General features: G+C 75.8%; 22 protein-coding genes. 10 read left to right on the top strand and 12 right to left on the bottom strand.

All coding sequences use genetic code 11. The annotated features are described in order from the left end of the window. Positions 1 to 77 precede the first annotated feature (77 nt). Complete coding sequence (locus IEX99_RS06950) at positions 78 to 788, bottom strand: ArsR/SmtB family transcription factor (protein ID WP_188899283.1); 711 nt, start codon at positions 786 to 788, stop codon at positions 78 to 80. A 119-nt stretch (positions 789 to 907) separates the two neighbouring features. Here IEX99_RS06950 and IEX99_RS06955 point away from each other — a divergent pair, with 119 nt between their 5' ends. Continuing rightward, positions 908 to 1258 (top strand): antibiotic biosynthesis monooxygenase family protein, encoded by a 351-nt coding sequence (locus IEX99_RS06955; RefSeq protein WP_188899284.1) that lies wholly within the window; start codon positions 908 to 910, stop codon positions 1256 to 1258. A 30-nt stretch (positions 1259 to 1288) separates the two neighbouring features. On the opposite strand, the gene IEX99_RS06960 is transcribed toward IEX99_RS06955, so the two are convergent. From IEX99_RS06960 to IEX99_RS06970, 3 genes are all read right to left on the bottom strand, one after another. Beyond that, positions 1289 to 1750 (bottom strand): HEPN domain-containing protein, encoded by a 462-nt coding sequence (locus IEX99_RS06960; RefSeq protein ID WP_188899285.1) that lies wholly within the window; start codon positions 1748 to 1750, stop codon positions 1289 to 1291. Between the two features lie 81 nt (positions 1751 to 1831). Beyond that, on the bottom strand, positions 1832 to 3001 hold the full coding sequence (locus IEX99_RS06965) for a pyridoxal phosphate-dependent aminotransferase (RefSeq protein WP_188899286.1): 1170 nt from the start codon (positions 2999 to 3001) through the stop codon (positions 1832 to 1834). Between the two features lie 103 nt (positions 3002 to 3104). After that, a complete protein-coding gene (locus IEX99_RS06970) occupies positions 3105 to 4460 on the bottom strand; it encodes a gamma-glutamyltransferase (protein ID WP_229677853.1) in 1356 nt (451 codons plus the stop codon). Positions 4461 to 4503: 43 nt separating this feature from the next. Between IEX99_RS06970 and IEX99_RS06975 the strand changes: the two genes are divergently transcribed. The 3 genes from IEX99_RS06975 to IEX99_RS06985 are packed head-to-tail and all read left to right on the top strand — an operon-like array spanning position 4504 to position 7568. Then, the gene (locus IEX99_RS06975) at positions 4504 to 5940 is read left to right on the top strand and encodes a M48 family metalloprotease (protein WP_188899288.1); all 1437 of its coding nucleotides are present in this window, start codon (positions 4504 to 4506) and stop codon (positions 5938 to 5940) included. Continuing rightward, positions 5937 to 6710, top strand: coding sequence for a DsbA family protein (locus IEX99_RS06980; protein WP_188899289.1), 774 nt, complete (start codon positions 5937 to 5939; stop codon positions 6708 to 6710). Before IEX99_RS06975 ends, IEX99_RS06980 begins: the two co-directional genes overlap by 4 nt. Before the next feature lie 39 nt (positions 6711 to 6749). Next, on the top strand, positions 6750 to 7568 hold the full coding sequence (locus tag IEX99_RS06985; RefSeq protein ID WP_188899290.1) for an MBL fold metallo-hydrolase: 819 nt from the start codon (positions 6750 to 6752) through the stop codon (positions 7566 to 7568). A 76-nt stretch (positions 7569 to 7644) separates the two neighbouring features. On the opposite strand, the gene IEX99_RS06990 is transcribed toward IEX99_RS06985, so the two are convergent. Further along, a complete protein-coding gene (locus tag IEX99_RS06990; RefSeq protein ID WP_188899291.1) occupies positions 7645 to 8091 on the bottom strand; it encodes a CDGSH iron-sulfur domain-containing protein in 447 nt (148 codons plus the stop codon). A 30-nt stretch (positions 8092 to 8121) separates the two neighbouring features. After that, positions 8122 to 9750, bottom strand: coding sequence for a M81 family metallopeptidase (locus IEX99_RS06995; protein WP_188899292.1), 1629 nt, complete (start codon positions 9748 to 9750; stop codon positions 8122 to 8124). Positions 9751 to 9940: 190 nt separating this feature from the next. Here IEX99_RS06995 and IEX99_RS07000 point away from each other — a divergent pair, with 190 nt between their 5' ends. From IEX99_RS07000 to IEX99_RS07020, 5 genes are all read left to right on the top strand, one after another. Continuing rightward, positions 9941 to 10999, top strand: a complete 1059-nt coding sequence (locus IEX99_RS07000; protein ID WP_188899293.1) for a M14 family metallopeptidase — start codon at positions 9941 to 9943, stop codon at positions 10997 to 10999. 394 nt (positions 11000 to 11393) lie between these two features. Beyond that, positions 11394 to 12710 carry an RtcB family protein gene (locus tag IEX99_RS07005; protein WP_188899294.1) on the top strand — a complete coding sequence of 439 codons (1317 nt, stop codon included), beginning with the start codon at positions 11394 to 11396 and terminating at the stop codon, positions 12708 to 12710. A gap of 105 nt (positions 12711 to 12815) precedes the next feature. Next, entirely contained in the window at positions 12816 to 13070 is a 255-nt protein-coding gene (locus IEX99_RS07010; protein ID WP_188899295.1) for an Lrp/AsnC ligand binding domain-containing protein, read from the top strand. Between the two features lie 89 nt (positions 13071 to 13159). Beyond that, positions 13160 to 13600 carry a hypothetical protein gene (locus IEX99_RS07015; protein WP_188899296.1) on the top strand — a complete coding sequence of 147 codons (441 nt, stop codon included), beginning with the start codon at positions 13160 to 13162 and terminating at the stop codon, positions 13598 to 13600. A 104-nt stretch (positions 13601 to 13704) separates the two neighbouring features. Then, a complete protein-coding gene (locus IEX99_RS07020; protein WP_188899386.1) occupies positions 13705 to 13974 on the top strand; it encodes a hypothetical protein in 270 nt (89 codons plus the stop codon). Between the two features lie 26 nt (positions 13975 to 14000). Here the strand turns inward: IEX99_RS07020 and IEX99_RS07025 are convergent, their stop codons facing one another. The 6 genes from IEX99_RS07025 to IEX99_RS07050 form a co-directional block, all read right to left on the bottom strand. Continuing rightward, a complete protein-coding gene (locus tag IEX99_RS07025; protein ID WP_188899297.1) occupies positions 14001 to 15500 on the bottom strand; it encodes an amidase in 1500 nt (499 codons plus the stop codon). After that, positions 15497 to 16003: an O-acetyl-ADP-ribose deacetylase gene (locus IEX99_RS07030; RefSeq protein ID WP_188899298.1), complete on the bottom strand. Its 507-nt coding sequence runs from the start codon at positions 16001 to 16003 to the stop codon at positions 15497 to 15499. The genes IEX99_RS07025 and IEX99_RS07030 overlap by 4 nt, the downstream gene beginning before the upstream one ends. Positions 16004 to 16023: 20 nt before the next feature. Then, positions 16024 to 17640 (bottom strand): gamma-glutamyltransferase, encoded by a 1617-nt coding sequence (gene ggt, locus IEX99_RS07035; protein WP_188899299.1) that lies wholly within the window; start codon positions 17638 to 17640, stop codon positions 16024 to 16026. 40 nt (positions 17641 to 17680) lie between these two features. Then, positions 17681 to 18445 carry an SDR family NAD(P)-dependent oxidoreductase gene (locus IEX99_RS07040; RefSeq protein WP_188899300.1) on the bottom strand — a complete coding sequence of 255 codons (765 nt, stop codon included), beginning with the start codon at positions 18443 to 18445 and terminating at the stop codon, positions 17681 to 17683. A 76-nt stretch (positions 18446 to 18521) separates the two neighbouring features. Beyond that, complete coding sequence (locus IEX99_RS07045; protein WP_188899301.1) at positions 18522 to 19745, bottom strand: hydroxysqualene dehydroxylase; 1224 nt, start codon at positions 19743 to 19745, stop codon at positions 18522 to 18524. Beyond that, positions 19742 to 21385, bottom strand: a complete 1644-nt coding sequence (locus IEX99_RS07050) for a squalene/phytoene synthase family protein (RefSeq protein WP_188899302.1) — start codon at positions 21383 to 21385, stop codon at positions 19742 to 19744. The genes IEX99_RS07045 and IEX99_RS07050 overlap by 4 nt, the downstream gene beginning before the upstream one ends. 237 nt (positions 21386 to 21622) lie before the next feature. Between IEX99_RS07050 and IEX99_RS07055 the strand changes: the two genes are divergently transcribed. After that, complete coding sequence (locus IEX99_RS07055; RefSeq protein WP_188899303.1) at positions 21623 to 23383, top strand: carbamoyltransferase family protein; 1761 nt, start codon at positions 21623 to 21625, stop codon at positions 23381 to 23383. The last annotated feature ends 2 nt before the right edge of the window (positions 23384 to 23385 follow it).

Below are 23385 nucleotides of genomic sequence, written 5' to 3' on the forward strand. Positions count from 1 at the left end.
TGCCCGCAGCGCGCAGGCATGGCCTCCGCCGCCGGGGCCTTCCCCTGCGCGGCGGCGCCCGAGGCTTCCGGTCGGCGTCACGCGGCGAGGTCGAGGCCGAACGCCTCGCGCAGCGCCCGCGCGCCCTCCGGCGTGGGCGCGAGGCGGCGGCGGGCGAAGGGGTCCCCCTCGCCGCGCGGCGCCGTGCGGCGCAGCCAGCCGCGGCGCAGCAGCGCCCGCGCCAGCTCGCGCCCGAGCCCGCCGGCGAGGTGCGGCCGGCGCTCCGACCAGTCCATGCAGTCGCAGGCGAAGCGGCGGGCCTGGCGCGCCGCCTCGAGATCGAGGCCGAGCGCGGCGAGGCGCTGCGCCCCCTCCCCGGTCAGCCCCCAGCCACCCGGGGCGAGGGCGAGCCAGCCGGCGCCGGTGATGCGCGCATGCAGCCCGACGCCGACGCGCCCGGCCAGGTGGTCGTAGCAGAGGCGCGCGGTGCGGAAGGCCTCGCCATGCGGCCAGGGGCGGCGCGGCGAGGCAGCGGCGGCGAGGGCGGCGAGGCCGCCGAGGGCCTCGAGCGCCGCCGCCACCTCCTCGGAGGCGAGGCGGTGGTAGCGGTGCCGTCCCTGCCGGTGCACCGCGACGAGGCCGCCGCCGACGAGCCGCGCCAGATGCCCGCTCGCGGTCGGCGGCGCGACGCCGGCGATGCGGGCGAGCTCGCCCGCGGTCAGCGCCTCGCCGCCGAGCAGGGCGTGCAGCATGGCCGAGCGCGCCGGATCGGCGAGCAGCGCGGCGGTGGCGGCGAATCCGGGGGGCATGGCGCGGGCGAGCCTAGCGCGGATGCGGGCCGGACGCTTCGCCGGCGGACGAAGGGCCTCGGCGGGCGGCGTGCTAGGGTGCGCGCGAATCGCGCCGGACCGAGGGAGGCCCCGCCCGCATGATCGCCGTCATCTTCGAGGTCGAGCCCGCGGAGGGCCGCAACGACGAGTATCTCGACCATGCCGCCCGGCTGCGGCCGGAGCTGGAGAGGATGCCGGGGTTCATCTCGGTGGAGCGGTTCCGCAGCCTGAGCAATCCGGCGAAGCTGCTCTCGCTGTCGTTCTGGGAGGACGAGGCGGCGGTGGCGCGCTGGCGCAACCACGTCGCGCACCGCGCGGCGCAGGCGGCGGGGCGGGCGGGGGTCTTCGCCGGCTACCGGCTGCGCGTGGCGGCGGTGCTGCGGGACTACGGGATGGCGGAGCGGCGCGAGCAGGCGCCGGAGGATTCGCGGGCGCGGCACGGGGGGTGAAATGCCGCGCCGGACGGCGGGCGCCCCTCGTCATGCGATCGAGCGTCGGCAGGCGCATCGCGCGGCGGCAAGCAGCCGCCGGTTCGCGTCCTTCACATCGGCGAGCGGGGGCAGGCGACGGCTGCCCGCCTCGAAGTAGCGGAAGGTCTGCGCCTTGCCGTGCTCGTTGAGCCAATCCACGACCTCTCGCGTGTGCTCCTCTTGCCCGCCGAGGGCCATGCCGGCTGCGACCGCATCGCGCAGGAGTGCCGACAGGTCGTGGCCGTAGCGCCGCCTGAGGTCGTCGTTGCCGACCCCGGCGGTTCGCAGGAACGCCTTCAGCACCAACTCGATGGAATGGGCGTGGAGGTGATAGGCCACGAAATCGCCGAAGTGGAGCCGCAGCCGCTTGGCGTCCAGCGCCTCGGCTGTATGGACCGCGGTCGCGAAGAAGTCCTCCGCAAAATGGTAGATGCCCAACGGGCCGTGCCTCTCGATGTCGCTGCCGGGCATCGGTCATCACCCCGCATCGGGTCGCGCATCGGAAACTGTCGTGGCGAACGAAGGCGCCGACCGCCTTCGCGCCCGCGCCGGCTATCGCGCAAGCCACCGCCCCAGCCGCTCCGCCGCCTCCGCCATGTCCGCCTCCGGCCCGCAGTAGCTGAAGCGCACGAAGCGGCTGCCGCGCTCGCGGTCGAAGTCCACGCCGGGCGTCGCGGCGATGTCGGCCTCGCGCAGCATGCGGGCGCAGAACTCCGGGCTGTCGTTGGTCAGGTGGCCGACATCGGCCCAGAGGTAGAACGCCCCGTCGGCGGGCGAGAGCCGGTCGAGCCCCGCCGCCGGCAGCGCGCGCAGCAGCAGGTCGCGGTTGCGGCGGTAGCGGGCGCGGTTCTCCTCCAGCTCGGGGATGCAGTCGAAGGCGGCCTCCGCCGCCACCTGCGCGACGTGCGGGGCGCTGATGAACAGGTTCTGCGCCAGGCGCTCGACCGGGCGGACCAGGTCCTCCGGCAGCACCATCCAGCCGACGCGCCAGCCGGTCATCGAGAAGTACTTGGAGAAGCTGTTCACCACCACGGCGGAGCCGGAGAACGCCGCCGCGCTGGCCTCCCTCACCTCGCCGTAGACCAGCCCGTGGTAGATCTCGTCCGAGATCAGCCGCACGCCCTCCGCGTGGCACCAGCGGGCGATCGCCGCCAGTTCCTCCGGCGCCAGCATGGTGCCGGCGGGGTTGCAGGGGCTCGCGACGATCACCCCGGCCGGGCGCGGGTCGAGCCGCTCGAGCATGGCCACCGTGGGCTGGAAGCGCGTCGCCGCGTCGCAGGGCAGCAGCAGCGGGCGCATGCCGAGCGCGGTCAGGATGTTGGCGTAGGGCGGATAGAAGGGCGCGGCCATCGCCACCGCGTCGCCCGGGTCGAAGGCGGCGAGGAAGGCGAGCGGGAAGGCGCCGGAGGCCCCGACCGTCACCGCGATGCGCGCGGCCGGCACGGCGAGCCCGTAGCGCTCGGCGTAGTGGCGGGCGATGCGCTCGCGCAGGGAGCGCAGGCCGAAGGCCTCGGTGTAGCCGAGCGGGGCGCCGGCGCGGAGCGCGCGGATGGCGGCCTCCGCCGCGCCGCGCGGGGCGCCGGTGCCGGGCTGGCCGACCTCCATGCGGATCACGCCCGGCGCGCCGGGGGGCAGCGCGGCGGCGCGCGCGTTGGCGGCGGCGATCACGTCCATCACCAGGAAGGGCGGTGCCTCCGCCCCGCGCCCGACCTTCAGCGGCACTGTCCGCCACTCCTCTCCCGAACGGCGCCGGGGCCGCCCCGTCACGCCGCGGCCAGCACCGGCGCTGGCCTTCCGGCGGGATGGCAGGCGCGATCCCCTGCCCTCACCGCTCGCTGCCGCCGAGTGCGGCGCCGGCGCCGCGCGGATCGCTCGCCGCGGCGCAGGATTCGGCGTAGCCGGGCAGATAGCGGGAACAGCCGATCGCCACCACCCGGGCGGGCTCCGGCGCCGCCGCGGTGATCGCTGCGGCAGGCGCGGCGCCGCCGAGGATCTGCGCCATGGTCGCGGCCACCGCCACCGGGGCCGCCTGCTGGCCGCTGCCCGCCACGGCCGCGCGGAAGGCGCGCAGGTTGGCGTTGCTCGCCAGTGCGGCGGCGAGGGGGGCCGGCGCCACCGCCCCCAGGTTTGGCGCGGCGGCCAGCAGGATCCCGGTGCCCTGCGCCACCCGCCCGGTGCCGAACAGGTTGTTCATGCTGAAGGCGCAGGCCACCGCTCCGCCGTCCCGGTCGAGCGTCACCAGCGCGGTGCTGGCGCCGAAGCCGGGGCCGGCCGACACCGGGGTCACGACGGAAAGGATCCGGGCCGGATCGCCGGCGCCCTGCTGCCACGCCGCCGCCGTGGCGCCGAGCCCGCCATCCGCCTCGGGCGGCAGGAAGGCGACGACGTCGTTGCCGGCGCGGAGCTGGGCGGCGGGGAGGATCCGCGGCACGCCGGAGCGCAGCTCGGCGACCGTGAGGCCCCCGCCGGCGCGCACCGAGGCCTCCGCCAGCCGGCGCGCGAACCCGCCCTGGTGGAGGTCGCCGACGCCCGAGATCCGCAGGGTCGCGAGCGTCGCGGCGAGATCGGCCTGCACCAGCCGGTCGCCCTCGGCGAGCGGCGCACCGTCCGGGCGGGCGAAGACCGCGCGGGCGGCGGGGTCGGCAAAGAGCGGGCCATGCACCGCCGCGAGGTCCTGGGCCAGCGCGCGGCTGACCGGGGTGCCCAGCCGCGCGAGCCGTTCGGCCTCGGCCAGCAGCTCCTCGAAGGGGCGCCGCCCGCCGCGGGTGTGCAGGGCGAACAGGCCGCGGGCGAGCATGGGGACGGCGGCCGGCCGGTCGGCGCCGCCGGGCAGGGCGCCGGACCGGGCGCCGGCCGGGAACACCACCGCCTCCGCCCCGCTCCGCCGGTCCGGCTCGAACACCAGGCAGGCGCCGCCGCCGCCGAGGCCGGCGCGGGAGGGAAGCGTCACCGCCAGCGTCAGGCCGGCCGCGACGGCCGCATCGGTGGCGGAGCCGCCGGCCGAGAGGACCTCGCGCGCGACCAGCGCGGCGCGCGGCTCCTCCGCCGCCACGCCCCCAAGGAAGCCGCGCACGTATCCGGGCTGCCCGACGCGCGGGCCGGAGTCGATGCGGGGGATCAGCGAATCGACGGCCGCGCAGCCCGGCGCCAGGGAGAGGACGAGCAGCGCGGCCAGCGCCACCCCGGCTGGCCCGCGGGGGTGCCGGCGGGGTAGGCTGGACGCCATGAAGCGCCCGCCTCCGCTGCGCACCCTCGTCACAACGCTGCTCGTTCTCTGCCACATCGTGCCGGTCCTGGCCCTTCCCTGGCGCGCCTGGGCCCAGGGCGCGGCCGCCCCGGCGATCGTGACGATCCGCGACGCGGAGACGGAGACGCTGATCCGCAGCATCACCGAGCCCCTGTTCCGCGCCGCCGGCGTCGACCCCGCCCTGGTGCGCATCACCCTGATCCAGAACCGGGCCATAAACGCCTTCGTGACGACCGGCAACCGGCTGTTCATCCACACCGGCCTGATCCAGCAGGCCTCGGACGCCTCCGAACTGGTCGGGGTGCTGGCGCACGAGACCGGCCACATCTCGGGCGGCCACCTGGCGCGGCTGCCGGAGCAGATGCGGGCCGCGATGATCCGCTCGATCGTCGCCATGCTGCTGGGCGGCGCGGCGGCGGCGGCGAGCGGACGGGGCGACGCGGCGGCGGCGATCGCGCTCGGCGGCCAGGCGGTCGCGATGAGCGAGCTCTACGCCTTCACCCGCCAGCAGGAGCAGGCGGCGGACCAGGCGGCGATCACCCTGCTCGAGCGCAACGGCTGGTCCGCGCGCGGGCTGGAGCGGCTGTTGCTGCGGCTGCAGGACCAGGAGCTGCTCTCGGTCTCGCGCCAGGACCCCTATCTGCGGACCCATCCGCTCTCCCGCGACCGGCTGGAGTTCGTGCGCGAGCAGCTCGCCCGCAGCCGCTACGCCGACGCGCCGCTGCCGGCCCCGATCGAGGCCGGCTTCGCGATGGTGCGGGCCAAGCTCGACGGCTTCCTCGAGAGCGGCAGCATCGTCTGGCGGCGCTATCCGGAGAGCGACCGCTCCGCCCCGGCGCGGTACGCGCGGGCGATCCAGTACTTCCGCTCCGGGCGGATCGACGAGGCGGCGCGGATGCTCGACACCCTGATCCGCGAGCAGCCCGCCAGCCCCTGGCTGCACGAGATGAAGGGGCAGGTGCTGTTCGAGGGTGGCCGGCCGCGGGAGGCGATCGCGGCCTATCGCGACGCGGTGCGGCTGGCCCCGGCGCAGGCGCTGATCCGCACCGCCTACGGGCGGGCGCTGATGGAAACGGGCGACCCGGCGCTGCTGCGCCAGGCGATCGAGGAGTTCGAGGCGAGCCTGCGGCTCGAGCGCGACTCGGCCTTCACCTGGCGCCAGCTCGGCCTCGCCCGGGGGCGCGCCGGGCAGGCCGCGCTCGCCGACCTCGCCCTCGCCGAGGAGGCGATCCTCAACGGCGACTACCCGGCGGCGCGGCTGCTGGCGCGGCGGGCGGAGCAGGCACTGCCGCCGGGGCCGGCGCGGCTGCGCGCGACCGACCTGCGCAACGCAACACGGCGCGAGAACATGACGCGCGAGGAGCGCGAGCTGGAGGACCGGATGCGGCGGGAACGGCAGGAGCGGGGACGGTGAGGCGTGTCCTCGCCCTCGCCTGCGCGGCGGCGCTGCTGGCCGGCGGCGGTCCGGCGTCCGCCCGGGACGACGGGGCGGGCGCCGGCTTCACGCCGGAGCAGCGCCGCGCGATCGTCGAGATCCTGCGGGAGGCGCTGCGCCAGGACCCGTCCATCCTGCGCGACGCGCTGGTCGCGCTCGAGGAATCCGAGATCCGTGCGCGCGGCGACCGCGCGCGCGAGGCGATCGCGCGGCACGCGGAGGCGCTGTTCCGCGACCCGGCCGATCCGGTGAAGGGCAATCCGCGCGGCGACGTCACCATCGTCGAGTTCTTCGACGTGCGCTGCAGCTTCTGCCGCCAGATCCATCCGGCGATCGAGGAGCTGCTGCGGCGCGACGGCCGGCTGCGCCTGGTGCTCAAGGACCTGCCGATCCTCGGGCCGAACAGCGCGCTCGCGGCACGCGCGCTGCTCGCGGCGCAGCGGCAGGGGAAGTACCTCGAATTCCAGGACGCGCTGCTGCGACTGCGCGGGGACACGCCCGAGGGCGTGCTGCGCGAACAGGCGGAGCGGCTCGGCCTCGACTGGGCGCGGCTGCGGCGGGAGATGGACGATCCGGCGATCCAGCGGCGGATCGAGGCCAACCTGCGGCTGGCCCGCGAGATCGGGGTCGAGGGGACGCCGGCGCTGGTGATCGGCGAGCGGCTGGTTCCGGGCGCGCTCGACCTGCCCACGCTCGAGCGGCTGGTGGCGGAGGCGCGGCAGGCGGCGATGGCGACGCGGACGCGCTGAGCAGGCGCGCCCGGACATGGGGAGAGGAGCACGCGCGCGATGGCGCATTTCGTCTGCGCGACCTGCGGCACCCAGTTCGCCGACAGCGGCGAGGCGCCACCCCCTTGCTGCCCGATCTGCGAGGACCCGCGCCAGTACGTGCCGTCCGGCGGGCAGGCCTGGACGACGCTGGAGGCGCTGCGCGCGCGCGGGCACGCGAACGCCTGGCGCCAGGTCGCGGCCGACCTGCTGGCGATCCATTCCGTGCCGCAGGTCGGCATCGGCCAGCGCGCGCTGCTGGTGCGGACGCCGCACGGCAACGTGCTGTGGGACTGCATCACGCTGCTCGACGAGGCGACGGTGGCGCTGGTGCGCGGCCTCGGCGGGCTCGCGGCGATCGCCATCTCCCATCCCCACTACTACTCCGCCATGGTCGAGTGGTCGCGCGCCTTCGGCTGCCCGGTGTGGCTGCACGCGGCGGACCGCCGGCACGTGATGCGGCCGGACGCGGGGGCGCTGCGCTTCTGGGAGGGCGAGGCCCGCGCCCTGCTGCCCGGGGTGACGCTGCACCGGCTCGGCGGGCACTTCGCGGGCGGGACGGTGCTGCACTGGGCGAACGGCCGGGGCGGCGCGCTGCTCTCCGGCGACATCGCGCAGGTGGCGCCGGACCGGCATGTGAGCTTCCTGTGGAGCTACCCGAACATGATCCCGCTGCCGGCGGCGGAGGTGGCGCGCATGGGCGCGGTGCTCGCGGCGCTGGAGTTCGACGCCGTGCATGGCGCCTTCCCGGGGCGCGACATCCCCTCCGGCGGCAAGGCGGCGGTGGCGCGCTCGGTCGCGCGCTACCTCGCGGCGCTGGAGGCGGTGCCCGGGGAGTGACGCGGGCAGGCGCGGGCGGCGCGCGGCGGCATGCCGCCGCTGCGACCGACCGTGCCCGGCGTTCGGCGCGGCATGCCTACGGCGCGACGAAGCCGATGCCGCGGTGCGTGCCGTCGCAATAGGGCGCCTTCTTCGACTGGCCGCAGCGGCAGAAGGCGGCCTGGGTCAGTCGTTCGATCACCTCGCCGCGCGCGTTCAGCACCGCGAAGTCGCCGGTGAGGCGGTTGGGGCCGTTCGGGCGCGGCTCGATCTCGAGCGCGCCGTCCGCGGGCGCCGGAGCGGCCGCGACGGCCGCCGGCTCGCGCGGCGCGCAGTCGCCCGGCAGCGGGCAGGCCGCGCTGCGGTGGCTGCCGTCGCAATGCGGCTTGTTGTTCGACTGGCCGCAGCGGCAGAGCCAGGCCTCGGCGCCGATCGGATCGCCCTTGATGCGGAGGTCGCCGCGCAGCTCCAGCGGGCCGCCGGCGAGGAGCCGCACGGTGTTGCGCGGCGGCGGCGCGGCCGTGGCGGTCCCGGTGGCGCTCATCTCCCCCTCCCTTCCCTGTTCGCGGCGGGATTAAACGGCGTGTCCCGGCGCCTGGGAAGGGCCCGGCGCCGCCTCCGGCCAGTCGGGCTCGCGCCATCCGGCCTCCGGGTCGAGGGGGAAGAGCGGGCGCGGCAGGCGCCTCCAGGGGAAGTTCGCGAGCACCGGGCTGGTCAGGCCGGGCGCGTCCACCTCGAAGATCCGGTCGTCGGGGAAGAACTCGTCGAAGCCGGCGCGGAAGTGCCCGCGCGACTTCACCACCACCGTCCGCGCCTCGGCGATGTCGATGCCGAACATCTCCAGCATCCGCGGCTCGTGGCATTGCCGCCGCAGGCTGACCACGACGACGCGCAGGCCGCTCCCCTCCAGCTCGAGCAGCGCCGAGGGACCGAGGTCGAAGGCGCGTCCCGCGATGGTGCCGCGCCGGCCGACGCCCCTTCCGTCCGAGAGGCGCAGCACCCGCGCCGGCGCCTCGAAGCGCTTCGAGAATTCCGATTCCACGCGGTTGAACAAGGCGCGGAAGCGCGCGCCCTCGCCCAGCGCCTGCGCCTCCGCCGCCAGCGCGGGATCCACGAAGACGCCGAGCACCACGCCCGGCGCGCGCGCCCCGTGCAGCGCGGAGAGCAGCCAGGCGGTGTTGCCGCGGCCGCCGCCGCCGGGGTTGTCGCCCGAATCGGCAAGGATCACAGGCGGCCGTTCGCCGCGCCCGGAGGCGAGCGCGATCGCCGTCGCCTCGGCGACGGAGAGAAGCCGCCGCGTGTGGCGCCCGCGCTCCGCCCAGGCACGGCGCGCCAGCGCGAGCGCGGCGCGGCGCGCGCGCGCGAGGTCGCCGCCGCGCGCCGTCACCGTCACCGTCATCCCGCATTTCGGCAGGTCGCCATACACGAAGCCGCCGGTGACGGAGGCGTTGGCGATGGCGGGGTCGGTGCGCATCAGCGCCTCGGCGTCGCGGATCAGATCGGCGTAGGGGCCCTCCTTGGTCAGCAGGGTCACCGTCGGCGGCGCGAGGGGCAGGCGGAGGAACGCCTTGGCGAAACGGCCCCCGGCGAGAAGCTCGCGCAGCAGGTCCGCCGCCTCGGCCGCGCGCGCGGCCTGGTCCACATGCGGGTTGGTGCGGTAGGCGACGAAGGCGTCGAGCGCCTCCAGCATCCGTTCGCTCACATTGCAGTGAAGGTCATGCGTGCAGACCACGGGCACGGCGGGGCCGACGACACGGCGCACCATCGCGGCGAGGGTGCCGTCGCTATCCTCGTCGCCCGTCGCGCTGCTCGCGCCGTGGCTCGCGATGTAGACGCCCTCAAGCGGCAGGGCGGCGGCGAGACCGCATTGCATCTCGTCGAGGAAATCGAGGAACACGGCCTGCTCGAGCGGCCCGCCGGGCGGCGCGGCGGCGATCAGCACGGGCACCGGAGTCCACGGGCCGGTCGCGTCCATGCGCCGGTAGAAGCCGGGCAATTCCGCCGGGAGGTGGCTGGTCGCGGAGCGCGCCAGCGCGGTGATGCGCCCGCCGCGCTCGAGGCAGAGGCGGACGAAGTCCTGGCGCGTCGTCGGCGGCGCGAAGGCGTTGGCTTCGAGGTGCAGTCCGAGGATCGCAATGCGCGGTGGCGGTCCCGCCGCGGGATTCGCCGCCGCGTGCGCGCCGCCATTCGCCGTGGCATCCATGGATCGTCCCCTCCCCGCCGGATTGCCGGTCGCCGCCGGGCGTATAGACTGCATCGGGGAGGTCGGCGATGGCAGTCCTCATCGGATCGTCGGCGGATGCGTTCGGCCGGAGGACAGCGTCGCGGGGTGCCGTCGCGGCGCAGTGCGGCGCCACGCGCGCGCCGGAACGTTGAGGGAGGTCGCCCGCCGGATGGAGAGCGAACCCTACCCGCGATCCGGCGCGGCGCCGGCCGCGCCGCCGCAGCCCAAGCCGTGCACGGAGGTGCGCCTCCCGGTGCCCGACCTCGAGCCGTGGCGCGAGGGCAATGCGGGGCTGCCGGGCGTGTGGAGCTTCGCCGCCGGGACGCCGGGACCGCATCTGGTCCTGGTCGCGCTGATGCACGGCAACGAGATCGCCGGCGCGCACGTGCTGACGGCGTGGCTGCGCGACAGGATGCGGCCGCTGCGCGGGCGGCTCAGCTTCGTGTTCGCCAACCTGGACGCCTTCGCGCGCTTCGACCCCGCCGACCCGACGGCGAGCCGCTTCCTCGACGAGGACATGAACCGCGTGTGGAGCGCGGAGCTGCTCGACGACGGCGGCCGCGGCGGCGGGCGGCCCTCGTCGGAGCTGCGCCGGGCGCGCGCGCTGCGGCGCGTGTTCGACACGGCCGACGTGGTGCTCGACATGCACTCCATGCTGTGGCCCTCCGACCCGCTGATCCTGAGCGGGCCGACGGAGCGCGGGGCGCGGCTCGCGCTGGCGGTCGGCCTGCCGCCGCTAGTCGTGGCGGACGAGGGGCACGCGGTGGGACGGCGGCTCATCGACTACGCGCGCTTCGCCGATCCGCGCGGGACCGCCACCGCGCTGCTGGTCGAGGCCGGCCAGCACTGGGAGCCGGAAACGGTGGACACGGCCGCGGCCTGCGCGCGGCGGCTGCTGCGCCTGCTCGGCGTCGCGGCCGCGCCCGGCGGGACGGAACAGGCGCCGCGCGCGGCAAGGCCGCGCTTCGCGCGGGTGACCCACGCGGTGGCCGCGGCGAGCGGGGCCTTCACCTTCCTACGCGAGTTCCGCGGCGGCGAGGTGATCGCGCAGCGCAACACGCTGATCGCGCTGGACGGCGAGGAGGAGATCCGCACGCCCTACGACGACTGCCTGCTGGTCATGCCGAGCCCGCGCGCGATGCGCGGCCACACGGCGGTGCGGCTGGCGCGGTTCGCCGAGGCGCCGCCGGCGGCGGGGCCGGGTGGACCCGCCGGCGGCCGCGCATGAGGCGGGAGGCGGCCGGGCCACGCTGAAGGGCCCGTCCGCACCGATCGCGCCGGGCCCCGATCCGCTCGCCGCCCTGGTCGAGGCGGCGCCGCTCCGTGCGGGAAGAGCGGTTCTCGCGCCCCGACACCGGCTGCCTGCAGGCGCCGCGGGGGCGAGTCGGCCCGCCGTCGCGGGCCGCGGATGACCGGCGCGGTCCTCCTCGCCGGAGGCGAGGCGCCGAGCGGCGGCACCGGATCGGCGTGCCCGGCCGGCGGCGATCGCGGTCGGCGCGGTGCGGCCCGACCTCGCGGTCCATCCCCGGCACGAGGGTTTCCTCCGGCGCCGACGCTCCGGCGGCGCCTTGAACCCGGAAGCCGCGCCGCCCAGACTCCGCCCGGACGAGAGAGGAGCAGAAGTGCCCCGCCGCCCCGACCCCCTCGAGCCGCGCGCGCGGGAGCTGGCGGTCGCCGCAGGCCTCGACCCCGATGCGCGCGTGCCGAAGCCGGGCGATCGCGCCGGGCGCGGCATGCCGCTCTGGTGCGGCTTCCGGGACGCGGCGCGCGCCGAGGTCGCGCCGCGACGGCGCGCGGGCGAGGCGGAGGCGCCGCTGCGCGTCTTCGGCGAGCACGACGAGGGCACTCTCGCGCAGATGCGCAACTGCATGGCCGTCGGCAACGCGGTCGCCGGGGTGGTCTGCGCCGACGCGCATCTCGGCTACGCCCAGCCGGTCGGCGGCGTCATCGCCTACGAGCGGCAGATCAGCATCTCCGGCGTCGGCTTCGACATCGGCTGCGGCAACCTGGCGGTGCGGCTCGACGTGCCCTTCGCGGCGATCGCCGACAGGGTCGGGCCGATCCTCGCCGACATCCGCCGCTCCGTCTCCTTCGGGATCGGCCGCGTCAACGCGGAGCGGGTGGAGCATCCGCTGTTCGACGACGCGGAGGCGTGGCGCGCCTCCGGCATGGAGGATTACCGGCCGAAGGCGATGGCGCAGCTCGGCACGGTCGGCGCGGGCAACCACTATGTGGACCTGATGCGCGACGAGGAGGGGCAGGTCTGGATCGGCGTGCACTTCGGCAGCCGCGGGCTCGGCCACACCGCAGCCACGCGCTACCTGAAGCTCGCCGGCGGCAGGGAGGGGATGAACGTGCCGCCCGCCGTGGTGGACGTGGAGAGCGAGGTGGGGCGGCGCTACCTCGCGGCAATGGAGCTGGCCGGGCGCTACGCCCGCGCCGGGCGCGAATGGGTGGTGGAACGGGCGCGCCGGATCATCGGCGGGACCGTGACCGACACCGTGCACAACCACCACAACTACGCCTGGCGGGAGACGCATGGCGGGCGCCCCCTGTGGGTGGTGCGCAAGGGGGCGACACCGGCCTTTCCCGGGCAGCGCGGCTTCGTCGGCGGCTCCATGGGCGACGATGCGGCGATCGTGGAGGGAGTCGAGAGCGAGACGTCCGCCGCGGCGCTGTACTCGACAGTGCACGGGGCCGGGCGGGTGGTCGGGCGCAAGGAGGCGAAGCGACGCTTCACGCGTGCCGAGATGGACGCCTGGCTCGCGCGGCGCGGCGTGATGCTGGCGGGCGGCGACCTGGACGAGAGCCCGATGGCCTACCGGAGGCTGTCGGAGGTGCTGGCGCACCACGCGGGGACGGTGCGGGTGCTGCACTGGCTGCGCCCCTTCGCGGTGGCGATGGCGGGGCCGGGCGAGTTCGACCCGTTCAAGGACTGAAGGGCGCAGCGCCGAGAGGCGACCGCGATGCGCCTCGCTTGGCGCGCGGTGCGCCGGCGCGCTAGCGTCCTGCGGAAGCCTCGCGGCACGAGGACACAAGGGCCCATGAAAGCGATCTTCGTCATGATCAAGTGCGAGATGGGACAGGCCTATCGCGTGGCGCGCGAGATGGCGGATTCGATCGAGGAGCTGTCCGAGATGCACTCGATCTCCGGCCAGTACGACCTGATGGGCAAGTTCTACCTGCAGCCCGACCAGGACATCGGCCTGTTCGTGGTGGAGCGGCTGCAGACCGTGCCGGGGGTGAAGGACACCTACACGCTGCAGACCTTCAACGCCTTCTCGGGCGGGCGGGGCTGAACGGCGGTCCCCGCTCCTGCCGGCGCGGCGCCCGGGGTTCAGGGAACGCGGCGGGCCAATCACGGTTGTTGCGTCAGGAGGATCAACCCATGCGCCCCCTCGCCCGCCCGGTGCTCGCCATCGGACTGACGCTCGCCGCCGGTGGCTGCGCCGACGCGTACTACAACGGCTACTATGAGCGGTACGGCTATGGCTATGACTATGCCCCGGGCATCGTGCCGTATGGCGGGCTGCTCTACGGCTACACCGCGCCGTCCTACCGCTACGTCGAGCCCCGGCGCTATGCCCCGCCGCCGCCCCCCCGCTTTGCGCCGCCGCCCCCGCCGGCCGCCTCGGTGCCGCGCTGGGGGCCGCCGCCGGCGGCGCGTCCGCCGTTGCCCCCGCCGGCACCGCCACCGGTCGCGGCGCCCCGCCTGCGACCGCCGCCCGCGCCGGGGCAGGCCTACGTGCCGCCGACGGTGGGGCCCGGCACCTACGCGCGGCGCTATCTCCAGCAGCGCGGAACGCCGGAGGTCGGCACCGGCAATTGAGGTCCGCCGCGATCGCGCTTCCCCGACCGCCCCGAATCCGACACCGTGATGCCTTCGGAACGCCGCGCCCGCGCACCACTTCGAGCGGCCAGGAGGACGAACGCATGCGCATTCGCCGGAACAGCACGCTTCTGACCGTCTTTGCCCTCGCCGGCACAGTGCTCGCTGCCGGCTGCACCGATCCGTACGGCCGCGTGGATCCGGCCCGGACTGCCCTGCTCGGCGCCGGCATCGGCGCCGCGGCGGGCCTCGCGGGCGGGGCGATCGCGGCGGAGAGCCAGCGGCGGAGCTACTATTACGGACCGGGCTACTATGCCCCGCCGCCTCCCGGCTACTACTACCGCAGGCCGCGCTACTACTACTACGGCTACTGAGCGGACGGGGCCGGCCGCGGCGCGCGTCAGTCCCAGCCGAGGAAGCCCGGCATCCCGCTGATCGCCGGCGCGGCGCGCAGCTTCGCGAGGTCCGGCACCGGGCGGCGGAGCGCGGGATCGGCGGCGAAGGCCTCCTCGAGCGCCGCCGCGACGCCGAGGACGAAGGCATCCCCGCCGCGCGGGCCGACGATCTGCAGGCCGAAGGGCATGCCGTTGCGGTCCACCCCGACCGGCAGGCAGACGGCCGGGTGGCCGGTCAGCGTCACCGCGTAGGCGAGCGCCAGCCAGTGGTAGTAGGTGCGCGTCCTCTGCCCGTCGATCTCCGCCGGGTAGAGCTCGCGCCAGGGGCGCGGGCTCACCGTGATCGCCGGCGAGATCAGCACGTCGTGGTCGCGGAAGAAGGCCTGCCAGCGGCGGTAGATCTGCGTCTGCAGGCTCGCCGCGCGGGCGTGGTCGGCCAGCGTGTAGCGCAACCCTTCCTCGACATTGGCGATGACGTTCGGGCCGCAGTCCTGCGGCCGCGTGCGCACCTTCTCGAGGTGCGCGGCCAGCGCCCCGGTGGCGCGCAGCACCTCGAAGGCCTCGTCGGTGCCGGTGCAGTCCGGCGTCGCGCCCTCCGCCACCTCGCGGAACAGCGGGCGGCAGGCGGCGACGCGGCTGCGGAAGATCTCGCGGATGTGGCGCTCGACCGGGGCGATGCCGAAATCCTCGGTGGCGGCGAGGCGGAGCGTCGCGAGGTCCACCCGCTGCGGCGGGAAGAACAGCGCCGGGTCGCCGCGCACCGCGCGCCCGTGCAGCGTGTAGGCGAGCGGGTCGCAGGCATCGTCCGAGGCCATCGCCGAGAGCAGCAGGCAGGTGTCCGGCACGTCGCGCGCCATCGGGCCGAGCACCGAGAGCGGCGACCAGCCGTGGCCGCGCCGCTCCGCCGGCACCAGGCCGGGGCTCGGGCGGTAGCCGACCACGCCGCAGAAGGCCGCGGGGTTGCGCAGCGATCCGCCGGTGTCGGAGCCGGTGGCGATCGGCACCATGCCGGTGGCGAGCGCCGCGGCGGAGCCGCCGGAGGAGCCAGCGGCGCTCCTCGTCGGGTCGAAGGGATTGCCGGTCGCGCCGTAGACGGTGTTGCGCGTGTTGGCGCCGAGGCCGAATTCCGGGACGTTCGTCTTGCCCACCACGATCGCGCCGGCGCGGCGGAGATTGGCGACCATGTGCTCGTCGCGCGTCGGCACGTGGTCGCGGAAGATCGGGCTGCCCCAGGTGGTGCGCAGGCCTTCCGTCTCCTCCAGGTCCTTCACGCCGAGGGGGAGGCCGTGCAGCGGGCCGAGCGGCTCGCCGCGCATCACCGCCTGCTCGGCCGCGCGGGCGGTGGCGCGGGCGCGGTCGGTGTCCATCGCCGTCATCGCGTTGACGGCGGGGTTGATCGCCTCGATGCGGGCGAGGCAGCTCTCCAGCAGCTCGACCGGCGAGAGGGCCTTGCGGCCGATCAGGCGGCGCGCCTCGACGGCGCTGAGGTCGCAGGGTTCGGTCACGGCGCGGCGAGTTCCTGGTTGTAGGTGTCGAGCGTGTGCTGGTCGAAGCAGGCGAAGGTGACGTCGAGATCGTCGCCGTTGCGGGCGAGATCGTCGCGCACCGTGGCGACGGCGATGCGCGTCGCCTCGCGCAGCGGGTAGCCGTAGATGCCGGTGGAGATGGCGGGGAAGGCGATGGAGCGCCCTCCCGCCTCGCGCAGCCGGGCGAGGGAGGCGCGGTAGGCGCCGGCGAGGAGATCGGGCTCGCCCCGCCTGCCGCCGTGCCAGACCGGGCCGACGGCGTGGATCACGTGCCGCGCCTTGAGGCGGAAGCCGGGGGTGATGCGCGCCTCGCCGGTCGGGCAGTGGCCGATGGCGGCGCAGGCGGCGGCGAGTTCCGGCCCCGCGGCGCGGTGGATCGCGCCGCTGACGCCCCCGCCCGGCGTGAGCCGCTCGTTCGCGGCGTTGACGATCGCGTCCACGTCGAGGGTGGTGATGTCCGCCTTGATCGCCCGCATCGGCATGGCGGAGTCCCTCCTCCCGTTCAGTAGCCCAGCGCGCAGCCGTCCTTGCGCGGGTCGCTGCCGCCGACGAGGACGCCGCGCGCGCGATCAATGCGGATCGCCTGGCCGCCGCCATGCGGCTTCTCGACCAGGACGCAGTGGTGGCCGAGCCGGTTCAGGCGGTCCACGACCTCGCCCGGGATGCCGCGCTCCACCTGCACCACGTCGCCCTGCGGCGTGTTCAGCGGCATCAGGCGCGGCAGGTCGAGCGCCTCCTGCACGTCGAGGCCGAACTCGAAGTGGTTGGCGAGGAACAGCGTCTGGCCGGTCGGCTGGAAGCGCCCGCCCATGACGCCGTAGGGCATCAGCGCCTCCCCGTCCTGCATGACCATGCCGGGGATGATGGTGTGCAGCGGCCGCTTGTCGGGCGCGACGCAGTTCGGATGGCCCTCCTGCAGCCGGAAGCCGAAGCCGCGGTTCTGCAGCATCACCCCCGACCTCTCGGCGAGGATGCCGGAGCCGAAGCCCTCGAACAGCGAGTTGATGAAGGAGCAGGCGTTGCCGTCCCGGTCCACGACGCAGAGATAGACCGTGTCGCGGTGCCTCGCCCAGTCGCTTTCGCCCGCCGGCGGCAGCTCGCGCATCGCCGCGTCGTCGCGGATGAGGCCGGCGAGGCGCTTCAGGTACTCCCTCGAGGTCAGGCGCGCGACCGGCACCTCCACCCGCGAGGGGTCGGCGAGGAAGGCGTCGCGGTCGCGATAAACGAGGCGCGCCGCCTCGATGTGGCGGTGGTAGCGCTCGGCGGAGAGGGCGCCCGCCTCGGGTGTCGCGAAGTTCTCGAGGATGCCGAGGATCTGCAGGACGTGCATGCCCGAGCCGTTGGGCGGGCACTGGAAGACTTCGACGCCGCGCCAGGCGATGGAGATCGGCTCGACGAACTCGGCGACGTCGGCGCCGCGGGCGAAGTCCTCCTCCGTGTGCGTGCCGCCGGCGGCGCGGAGCGTCGCCACCATGTCGGCGGCGACCTCGCCCTCGTAGAAGGCGCGCTTGCCGTGCCGCGCGATGGCGCGGAGGGTGCGCGCAAGCTCCGGCTGGACGAAGCGGTGGCCGGGGGCGGGGGCCTCGCCGTTCACCAGGAACCGGCGCGCCGCCGCGGGGTGCTGCGACAGCTTGCCGACCAGGCCGGCCCAGTCGTGCGCGACCCGCGGCGAGACCGGGAAGCCCTCCTCGGCGAAGCGGATCGCCGGCTGGAGCAGCGCGTCGAGGCCGAGCCGGCCGTGGGTGCGGCTGAGCAGCTCCCAGGCGCTGATCGCGCCGGGGATCGTCACCGAATGGGCCGAGGTGTTGACCATCGCGGTGAGGCCGGCGGCGCGCAGCGCCTCCGGCGTCGCCCCCCTCGGCGCGCGGCCGGAGCCGTTGAGCGCGATCACCTTCCCCGAGCCCGCGGGGACGTAGAGGCAGAAGCAGTCGCCGCCGATGCCGGTGCTGTGCGGCTCGATCACGCAGAGCACGGCGCAGGCCGCGATCGCGGCGTCCATCGCGTTGCCGCCCTGGCGCAGGATGTCGAGCGCCGTCAGCGTCGCCGCGGGCATGGAGGTCGCGGCCATGCCGTTCGTGGCGAAAACCGGGCTGCGGCCGGGGAGGTGGAAGTCGCGCATGGCGGATCAGGTCCTGTGTGCGGTCGGTTCGGTGGCCGTTCTACTGCGCCGTCCACCCGCCATCCACCAGCAGGGAATGGCCGGTGATCATCGCGGCGGCGGGGGAGCAGAGGAACACCACCGCCCCCGCCACGTCCTGCGGCGTGCCGAGCCGGCCGAGCGGGATGCGCGGCAGGATCTCGGCGCGCCAGGCCGGGTCCTCCGCCCAGCCGCGCGTCAGTTCGGTGAGGATGAAGGTCGGCGCCACCGCGTTCACGCGGATGCCGAACGGCGCCAGTTCCAGCGCCATCGCCTTCGTCATCCCTTCCAGCGCGTGCTTGGTGCCGCAGTAGACGGTGCGGTTGTGGCCGCCGACATGGCCCATCTGCGAGGTCATGTGCACGATCGCGCCCTTGCGCCCGGCCGCGACCATGCCGCGCGCGACCGCCTGGCTCACCATGTAGGCCGCGCGGACGTTCAGCGCGAACATCCAGTCGAAGGTCGCCTCGTCCACCTCGAGGAAGGGTTGCGGGCGGTTGCCGCCGGCGTTGTTGAACAGCGCGTCGAACGGCCCCTCGCGCGCGATCGCCTCGCGCGTCGCGGTGCTGTCCGTGACGTCGAGCGGCAGGGCGCGGGCCGAGAGGCCGCGGGCCGTCAGTTCCTCCGCCAGCGCGTCGAGCTCCGCGGCGGAGCGGGCGGCGAGGACGACCTCGGCGCCGGCCTCGGCCATCGCGATGGCGGCGGCGCGGCCGAGCCCCCTGCTCGCGCCGGTGACGAGGGCGCGCTGCCCGTCCAGCCTGAAGCTCGCGCCGATCTCCGCCGCCATGAGTCCGTTCCGCTCCCCGCTCGCGCAGGCGCCGGACGCTGGCACGGCGGAGCCGGTGCGGCAAGGCGACGGCGGCCTAGCCGCGCAGGGCGCGCGCCGCCGCCTCGCCCGAGCGGATCGCCGCCTCGATGGTCGCCGGGAGCGCCGGCAGGGTCCAGTCGCCGGCGAGCGCGAGGTTCGCCAGCGGCCGGCGCGGCGGGGTGGGCGGCACGGCGCCGGCCGTGTGGCGCGGCGTCGCGCGGCGTTCCTTCACCGCGCGGCAGGGCGGCGGCGCCTCCGGCCATGCGCCGGGCAGGGCGAAGGCCTGCGCGGCGGCGCGGATCTCGCCCCAGGCCCGGGCGGCGAGCGCCTCCGCCTCGGCCTCGATCGCCTCGTCCGCGGCGCTGACCGTGACGCTGACGCCGGTCGGCCGCACCAGCACCCATTGCGCGAGGCCGCCGAGCAGGCCGAGGAAGCGCACCGGAACGCCGGGCGCGGCGCGGGCGAAATGCAGGTTGAGGATCGGCGCGAAGCGCGTGGGCACGGGCAGGTCCGGCAGGAGCCGCGCCGTCTCCCAGGGCGGCAGGGCGAGCACCACCGCATCGCCGGATGCGAGCGGCTGCGGACCGGTGCCGAAGTCCAGGGCCGCGACGCGCCCCTCCGCGAGCGAGAGTCCACGCAGCCGCGCCCCCGTGCGCACCGTGCCGCCCGCCCGCTCCAGCGCCGCGCGGGCGGGGGCGATGAGATCGGGGCCGAGGCCCTCGCGCGCGACGAACAGGCGCGCCGCGCCGGGTGCGCCGAGGCGGCGCAGCACCGCGCCGAGCACGCGCGAGGACGCTTCCTCGCTCGGCGTGTTGAGCGCGGCGACGACGAGCGGCTCGACCAGCGCGCGGTGCAGCGCCGGATGCGCGGCCATCACGGCGGCGACAGGGCGATCGCGCCGCAGCGGCAGCGCGACGCGCGCGAGGGCGAGCAGCGCGCGCGCCGAAAGCCCGGGCGGCCGTCGCGCGGCATCGCACCACGCGGCGGGCGAGAGCGCGATCCGCCGCGCCGTCCCGTCGGCCAGGTCGAGGACCGGCAGGCCCGCCGGCTCCGGCTCCACCCAGGCGTCGCCCGCGCCGATCGCGTCGAGGAAGCGCCGCGCCGCGCGGTTCGCGCCGATCAGCGCGTGGGTGCCGTTGTCGGTGCCGTCCGGCAGGGCGCGGCAGCGCCCGCCGAGCAGCGGCGCCGCCTCGTGCAGCACGACGGCGCGCCCCGACCGGGCCAGCGCCAGCGCGGCGGCGAGCCCGGCGAGGCCGCCGCCCACCACATGCACCGTCACGCCGCGCGCTGCCTCTCGGGCGCGGCGAAGCCGAGCGCCATCACCGCCATGCGCAGCTTCTCCGCCGCGGTGAGGCGCGGGCGCGGCCGGTGCGGGCCGTCGAAGCCGCGGGCGACCAGCCGGTCGAGCAGCCGGCGGTAGCCCCACATCATCACCCGCGCCGGCAGCAGGGCGCGCGCGTCGAGGCGGGCGATCTCCGCCTCGGCGCGCGCGAAGCCGTCGCGGGCGCGCGCCACGAGCGGACGGCAGGCCTCGGCAAGGCGGGGGTGGCGCACGATCTCCCCCGCGGAGACGCCCTGGCCGTCAATGCCGTGCGCGGCGAGGAGGTCGAGCGGCAGGTAGACGCGCTCGCGCAGCGCGTCCTCGTCGATATCGCGCAGGATGTTGACGAGCTGGAAGGTGCGGCCGAGGGCGAGGCCGAACGCTTCCGCCTCCGGCGCGCCGAAGACGCGCACCGCCATGGCGCCGACGCTGCCGGCGACCCGGCGGCAGTAGGTCTCGAGCGCCGCCTCGTCGGCCAGTCGCACCCGGTCGGCGGCGTCGGTCTCCATGCCGGCGATCATCGCCTCGCACTCGGCGAGCGGCAGGGCGAAGCGCTCCCGCGCCAGGGCGAGCTCGCGCGAGAGGGCGCAGTCCGGCGCGGCGAGCTTGCGGCGCCATAGCAGGAGGAAGCGGCGCTTCTCGGCCTCCGGCATCGCCGAATCGGCGATGTCGTCCACGGCGCGGCAGAAGGCGTACACGGCCCAGAGCGCGCGCCGCCGCTCGCCCCGCAGCGCCGCCATGCCGCGGGCGAAGGAGGAGCCGGCGCGCCGGACCGCGGCGCGCACGATCGCCGCGTCGGAAGGCGGCGGGAAGGCCGCGCCGGCGAAGGCGCGCGCGAAGTCGAGCCGCGTCAGCGCCACGCGCCGCGGCACCGGGTCGGCGGCGCGCAGCCGGGCGAGCAGGCGCCGGGCGAGCGCGATGGTCACCGCGCTCTGCATCGCCAGGCGTCGCGAGCGCAGCAGGCGCGGCAGCGCGGCGGCCTCGTCGAGCTTCGCCTCCACCCGGTGCAGCGCCGCGTCGAGCACCGCGCGCCGCTCCGCCGCGCGCGCGGGCAGGAAGAACGCCGCCTCGCCGCCGGCCCGCTCCAGCCACGGCTCGGGGAGGTAGATGCGGTTCAGCGCGTTCCGGTCCGGCACCAGGTCCTGCAGGTGGTTGAGGACCTGCAGCGCGGTGCAGAGCGCGTCCGCCGCCGGGACCGCCGCCGCGTCCTCGCCGTGCAGGCGGAGCAGCATCCGCCCGACCGGATCGGCGGAGCGCGTGCAGTAGTCCTCGAGCTCCGCCCAGTCGGCATAGCGCCGCTTCTCCACGTCCTGGCGGAAGGCGGAGAGCATGCGCCGCGCCTCCTCCGTGCCGACGCCGAGGTCGTGCAGCCGCCGCGCCTCGCGCCGCGCGGTCGCGGGGTCGTCGAGGGCGCGCTCCATCGCGTCGAGCTCGGCGAGCTTCCGTGCTGCGCCGAGGCGCGGATGGTCGGCGATGTCGTCCGCGGTCCGGACGAAGCGGTAGAAGGCGAGCACGCGCGCGCGCAGCGGGCGTGCGAGGAGCAGCGAGGCGGTCGGGAAGTTCTCCTCGTCGTGGTCCCGGGTCGGGCGGCGGTCCATGCGTCCCTTTTGACAGAGCCAGGGCGGCCGTTCCAGTGCGCAGCGGCGGGCCTGCCTCGCGGCGGATCGGCGCGGGCGGGTGCTGTCGTCCGGGCATGGCCTGTGGCAGTGTCGCGGGCCGAGGCGCAGGATGGCCGCCCCTCCCCCTGCCCTCCCGGCGACCAGGGAGGACCCGGCGCGGCCTCCGCGTCCCGGCGCCCGCCCTGCTCCACCCGCTTCCGGACATCGCAGCCCCCGATGCCACCTCGCGCCTATATCGGCCTCGCCACGACCTTCCACGATCCGGCGATCGCCATCCTCGGCGAGGACGGGGAGATCCGCTTCGCGGAGGCGGCGGAGCGGTTCCTGCAATACAAGCGCGCGCCGAATTGCGAGCCCGACCCCGCGGAGCGCGTCGCGGCGCTGCTCGAGCGGCACGTCGAGAAGGACGCGGAGATCGTCGTCGCCGCCTCCTGGAGCGCCCCCTTCGCCGAGGGCCTGGCGCGACGCGCCGCGCGCGGCGGCTTCGCGCTGGAGGCGATCGCGCGGCGCGGCCTCGCGCTCAACCGCTCCCTGGTGCCGGAGATCGCGGAGCACGGGCTGATCGCGGCGCTGCACCAGCAGCAGGAGCGCGCCGGGCGCGGCGTGCTGCTGGCGCTGGCGCGGCATCGCGGCCATGCGCGCGTCACGCTGCGGCGCTACGACCACCACCTCTGCCACGCCGCCTTTGCCTGCTGGGGCTCGCCCTTCGAGGAGGCGGCGTCGCTCGTCGTGGACGGCATGGGCGAGGTCGGCGCGGCGGCGATCCAGCGCTACGGCGGCGGCCGGATCGAGACCCTGCGCCGGCATGTCGGGCGCGAATCGGTCGGCTTCTTCTTCGGCCTCGTCACCGACCTCTGCGGCTTCGACCAGGTGAAGGGCGAGGAGTGGAAGGTGATGGGCCTCGCGCCCTATGGGCGGCGCGACCCGGAGCTGCTGGGGCTCCTGCGGCGCCTCTACACGGTGCGCGAGGGCGACCTGGTGTTCGCCGACGCCGCGACGGCGCGCGAGGTGGCGGGGACGATCGCGGCACGGCGACCGCCGGATCCGGGCGCGCAGGGCTGGGCCGACCTCGCGCGCTGCGGGCAGGAGGTGTTCGAGGAGATGATGGCGGTGCTGCTCGCCGAGGCGGCGGCGAAGGCGCCGTCGGAGAACCTCGTCCTGTCCGGCGGCTGCGCGCTGAACTCCTCCTTCAACGGGAGGATCGTCGAACGCACGCCGTTCCGCCGCCTCTACGTGCCCTCCGCCCCGGCGGACGACGGCAACGCGGTGGGCGCGGCGTGGCTGGCGATCGCCGAGGACCGCGGCGGGGCGCGGCCGCCGGCGGCGCGCGGCTTCGTCTCGCCCTATCTCGGCTCGCCTCTGCGCACGGAGCTTTTCGGGCCGATGGCGGCGTGGGAGCCACGGCTGAAGCGCCTGCCGGAAGATCGCGTGATCGCCGAGACGGCGCGGCTGCTCGCCGAGGGGAAGCTCGTCGGCTGGGCGCAGGGGCGGGCGGAGTTCGGGCCGCGGGCGCTCGGCAACCGCTCGATCCTGGCCGATCCGCGGCCCGCCGGCATGAAGGACCTGATCAACGCCAAGGTGAAGTTCCGCGAGGCCTTCCGGCCCTTCGCGCCGGCCATCCTCGCCGAGCACGGGCCGGACTGGTTCGAGGACTACCAGGAGAGCCCCTACATGGAGCGCACGCTGCGCTGGCGGCCGGAGAAGCGCGCGCTTGTCCCCGCGGTGGTGCACGCCGACGGCACGGGCCGGCTGCAGAGCGTGCGGCGCGAGTGGAACCCGCGCTTCCACGCGCTGCTCGCCGCGTTCCATCGGTTGACCGGGGTGCCGATCCTGCTCAACACCTCCTTCAACGTGATGGGCAGGCCGATCCTGCACGGCGCGGAGGACGCGGTCCTGATGTTCCACACGACGGGCCTCGACGCGGTGGTCGTCGAGGATGCGATGCTGGTGAAGGACCCCGACTGGGTGAGGGAGTGAAG

The organism is Caldovatus sediminis, from assembly GCF_014644455.1.
GTDB classification, from domain to species: domain Bacteria; phylum Pseudomonadota; class Alphaproteobacteria; order Acetobacterales; family Acetobacteraceae; genus Caldovatus; species Caldovatus sediminis.

Excerpts from the sequence above, each read along its gene's own strand:
- IEX99_RS06990 (WP_188899291.1), bottom strand. The coding sequence starts at position 8,091 with ATGAGCGCCACCGGGACCGCCACGGCCGCGCCGCCGCCGCGCAACACC.
- IEX99_RS07015 (WP_188899296.1), top strand. The coding sequence starts at position 13,160 with ATGCGCCCCCTCGCCCGCCCGGTGCTCGCCATCGGACTGACGCTCGCC.
- IEX99_RS07030 (WP_188899298.1), bottom strand. The coding sequence starts at position 16,003 with ATGCCGATGCGGGCGATCAAGGCGGACATCACCACCCTCGACGTGGAC.
- IEX99_RS07010 (WP_188899295.1), top strand. The coding sequence starts at position 12,816 with ATGAAAGCGATCTTCGTCATGATCAAGTGCGAGATGGGACAGGCCTAT.
- IEX99_RS07000 (WP_188899293.1), top strand. The coding sequence starts at position 9,941 with ATGGAGAGCGAACCCTACCCGCGATCCGGCGCGGCGCCGGCCGCGCCG.
- IEX99_RS06950 (WP_188899283.1), bottom strand. The coding sequence starts at position 788 with ATGCCCCCCGGATTCGCCGCCACCGCCGCGCTGCTCGCCGATCCGGCG.
- IEX99_RS06995 (WP_188899292.1), bottom strand. The coding sequence starts at position 9,750 with ATGGATGCCACGGCGAATGGCGGCGCGCACGCGGCGGCGAATCCCGCG.
- IEX99_RS06985 (WP_188899290.1), top strand. The coding sequence starts at position 6,750 with ATGGCGCATTTCGTCTGCGCGACCTGCGGCACCCAGTTCGCCGACAGC.
- IEX99_RS06975 (WP_188899288.1), top strand. The coding sequence starts at position 4,504 with ATGAAGCGCCCGCCTCCGCTGCGCACCCTCGTCACAACGCTGCTCGTT.
- IEX99_RS07040 (WP_188899300.1), bottom strand. The coding sequence starts at position 18,445 with ATGGCGGCGGAGATCGGCGCGAGCTTCAGGCTGGACGGGCAGCGCGCC.
- IEX99_RS07055 (WP_188899303.1), top strand. The coding sequence starts at position 21,623 with ATGCCACCTCGCGCCTATATCGGCCTCGCCACGACCTTCCACGATCCG.
- IEX99_RS06960 (WP_188899285.1), bottom strand. The coding sequence starts at position 1,750 with ATGCCCGGCAGCGACATCGAGAGGCACGGCCCGTTGGGCATCTACCAT.
- ggt (WP_188899299.1), bottom strand. The coding sequence starts at position 17,640 with ATGCGCGACTTCCACCTCCCCGGCCGCAGCCCGGTTTTCGCCACGAAC.
- IEX99_RS07050 (WP_188899302.1), bottom strand. The coding sequence starts at position 21,385 with ATGGACCGCCGCCCGACCCGGGACCACGACGAGGAGAACTTCCCGACC.
- IEX99_RS06955 (WP_188899284.1), top strand. The coding sequence starts at position 908 with ATGATCGCCGTCATCTTCGAGGTCGAGCCCGCGGAGGGCCGCAACGAC.
- IEX99_RS07020 (WP_188899386.1), top strand. The coding sequence starts at position 13,705 with ATGCGCATTCGCCGGAACAGCACGCTTCTGACCGTCTTTGCCCTCGCC.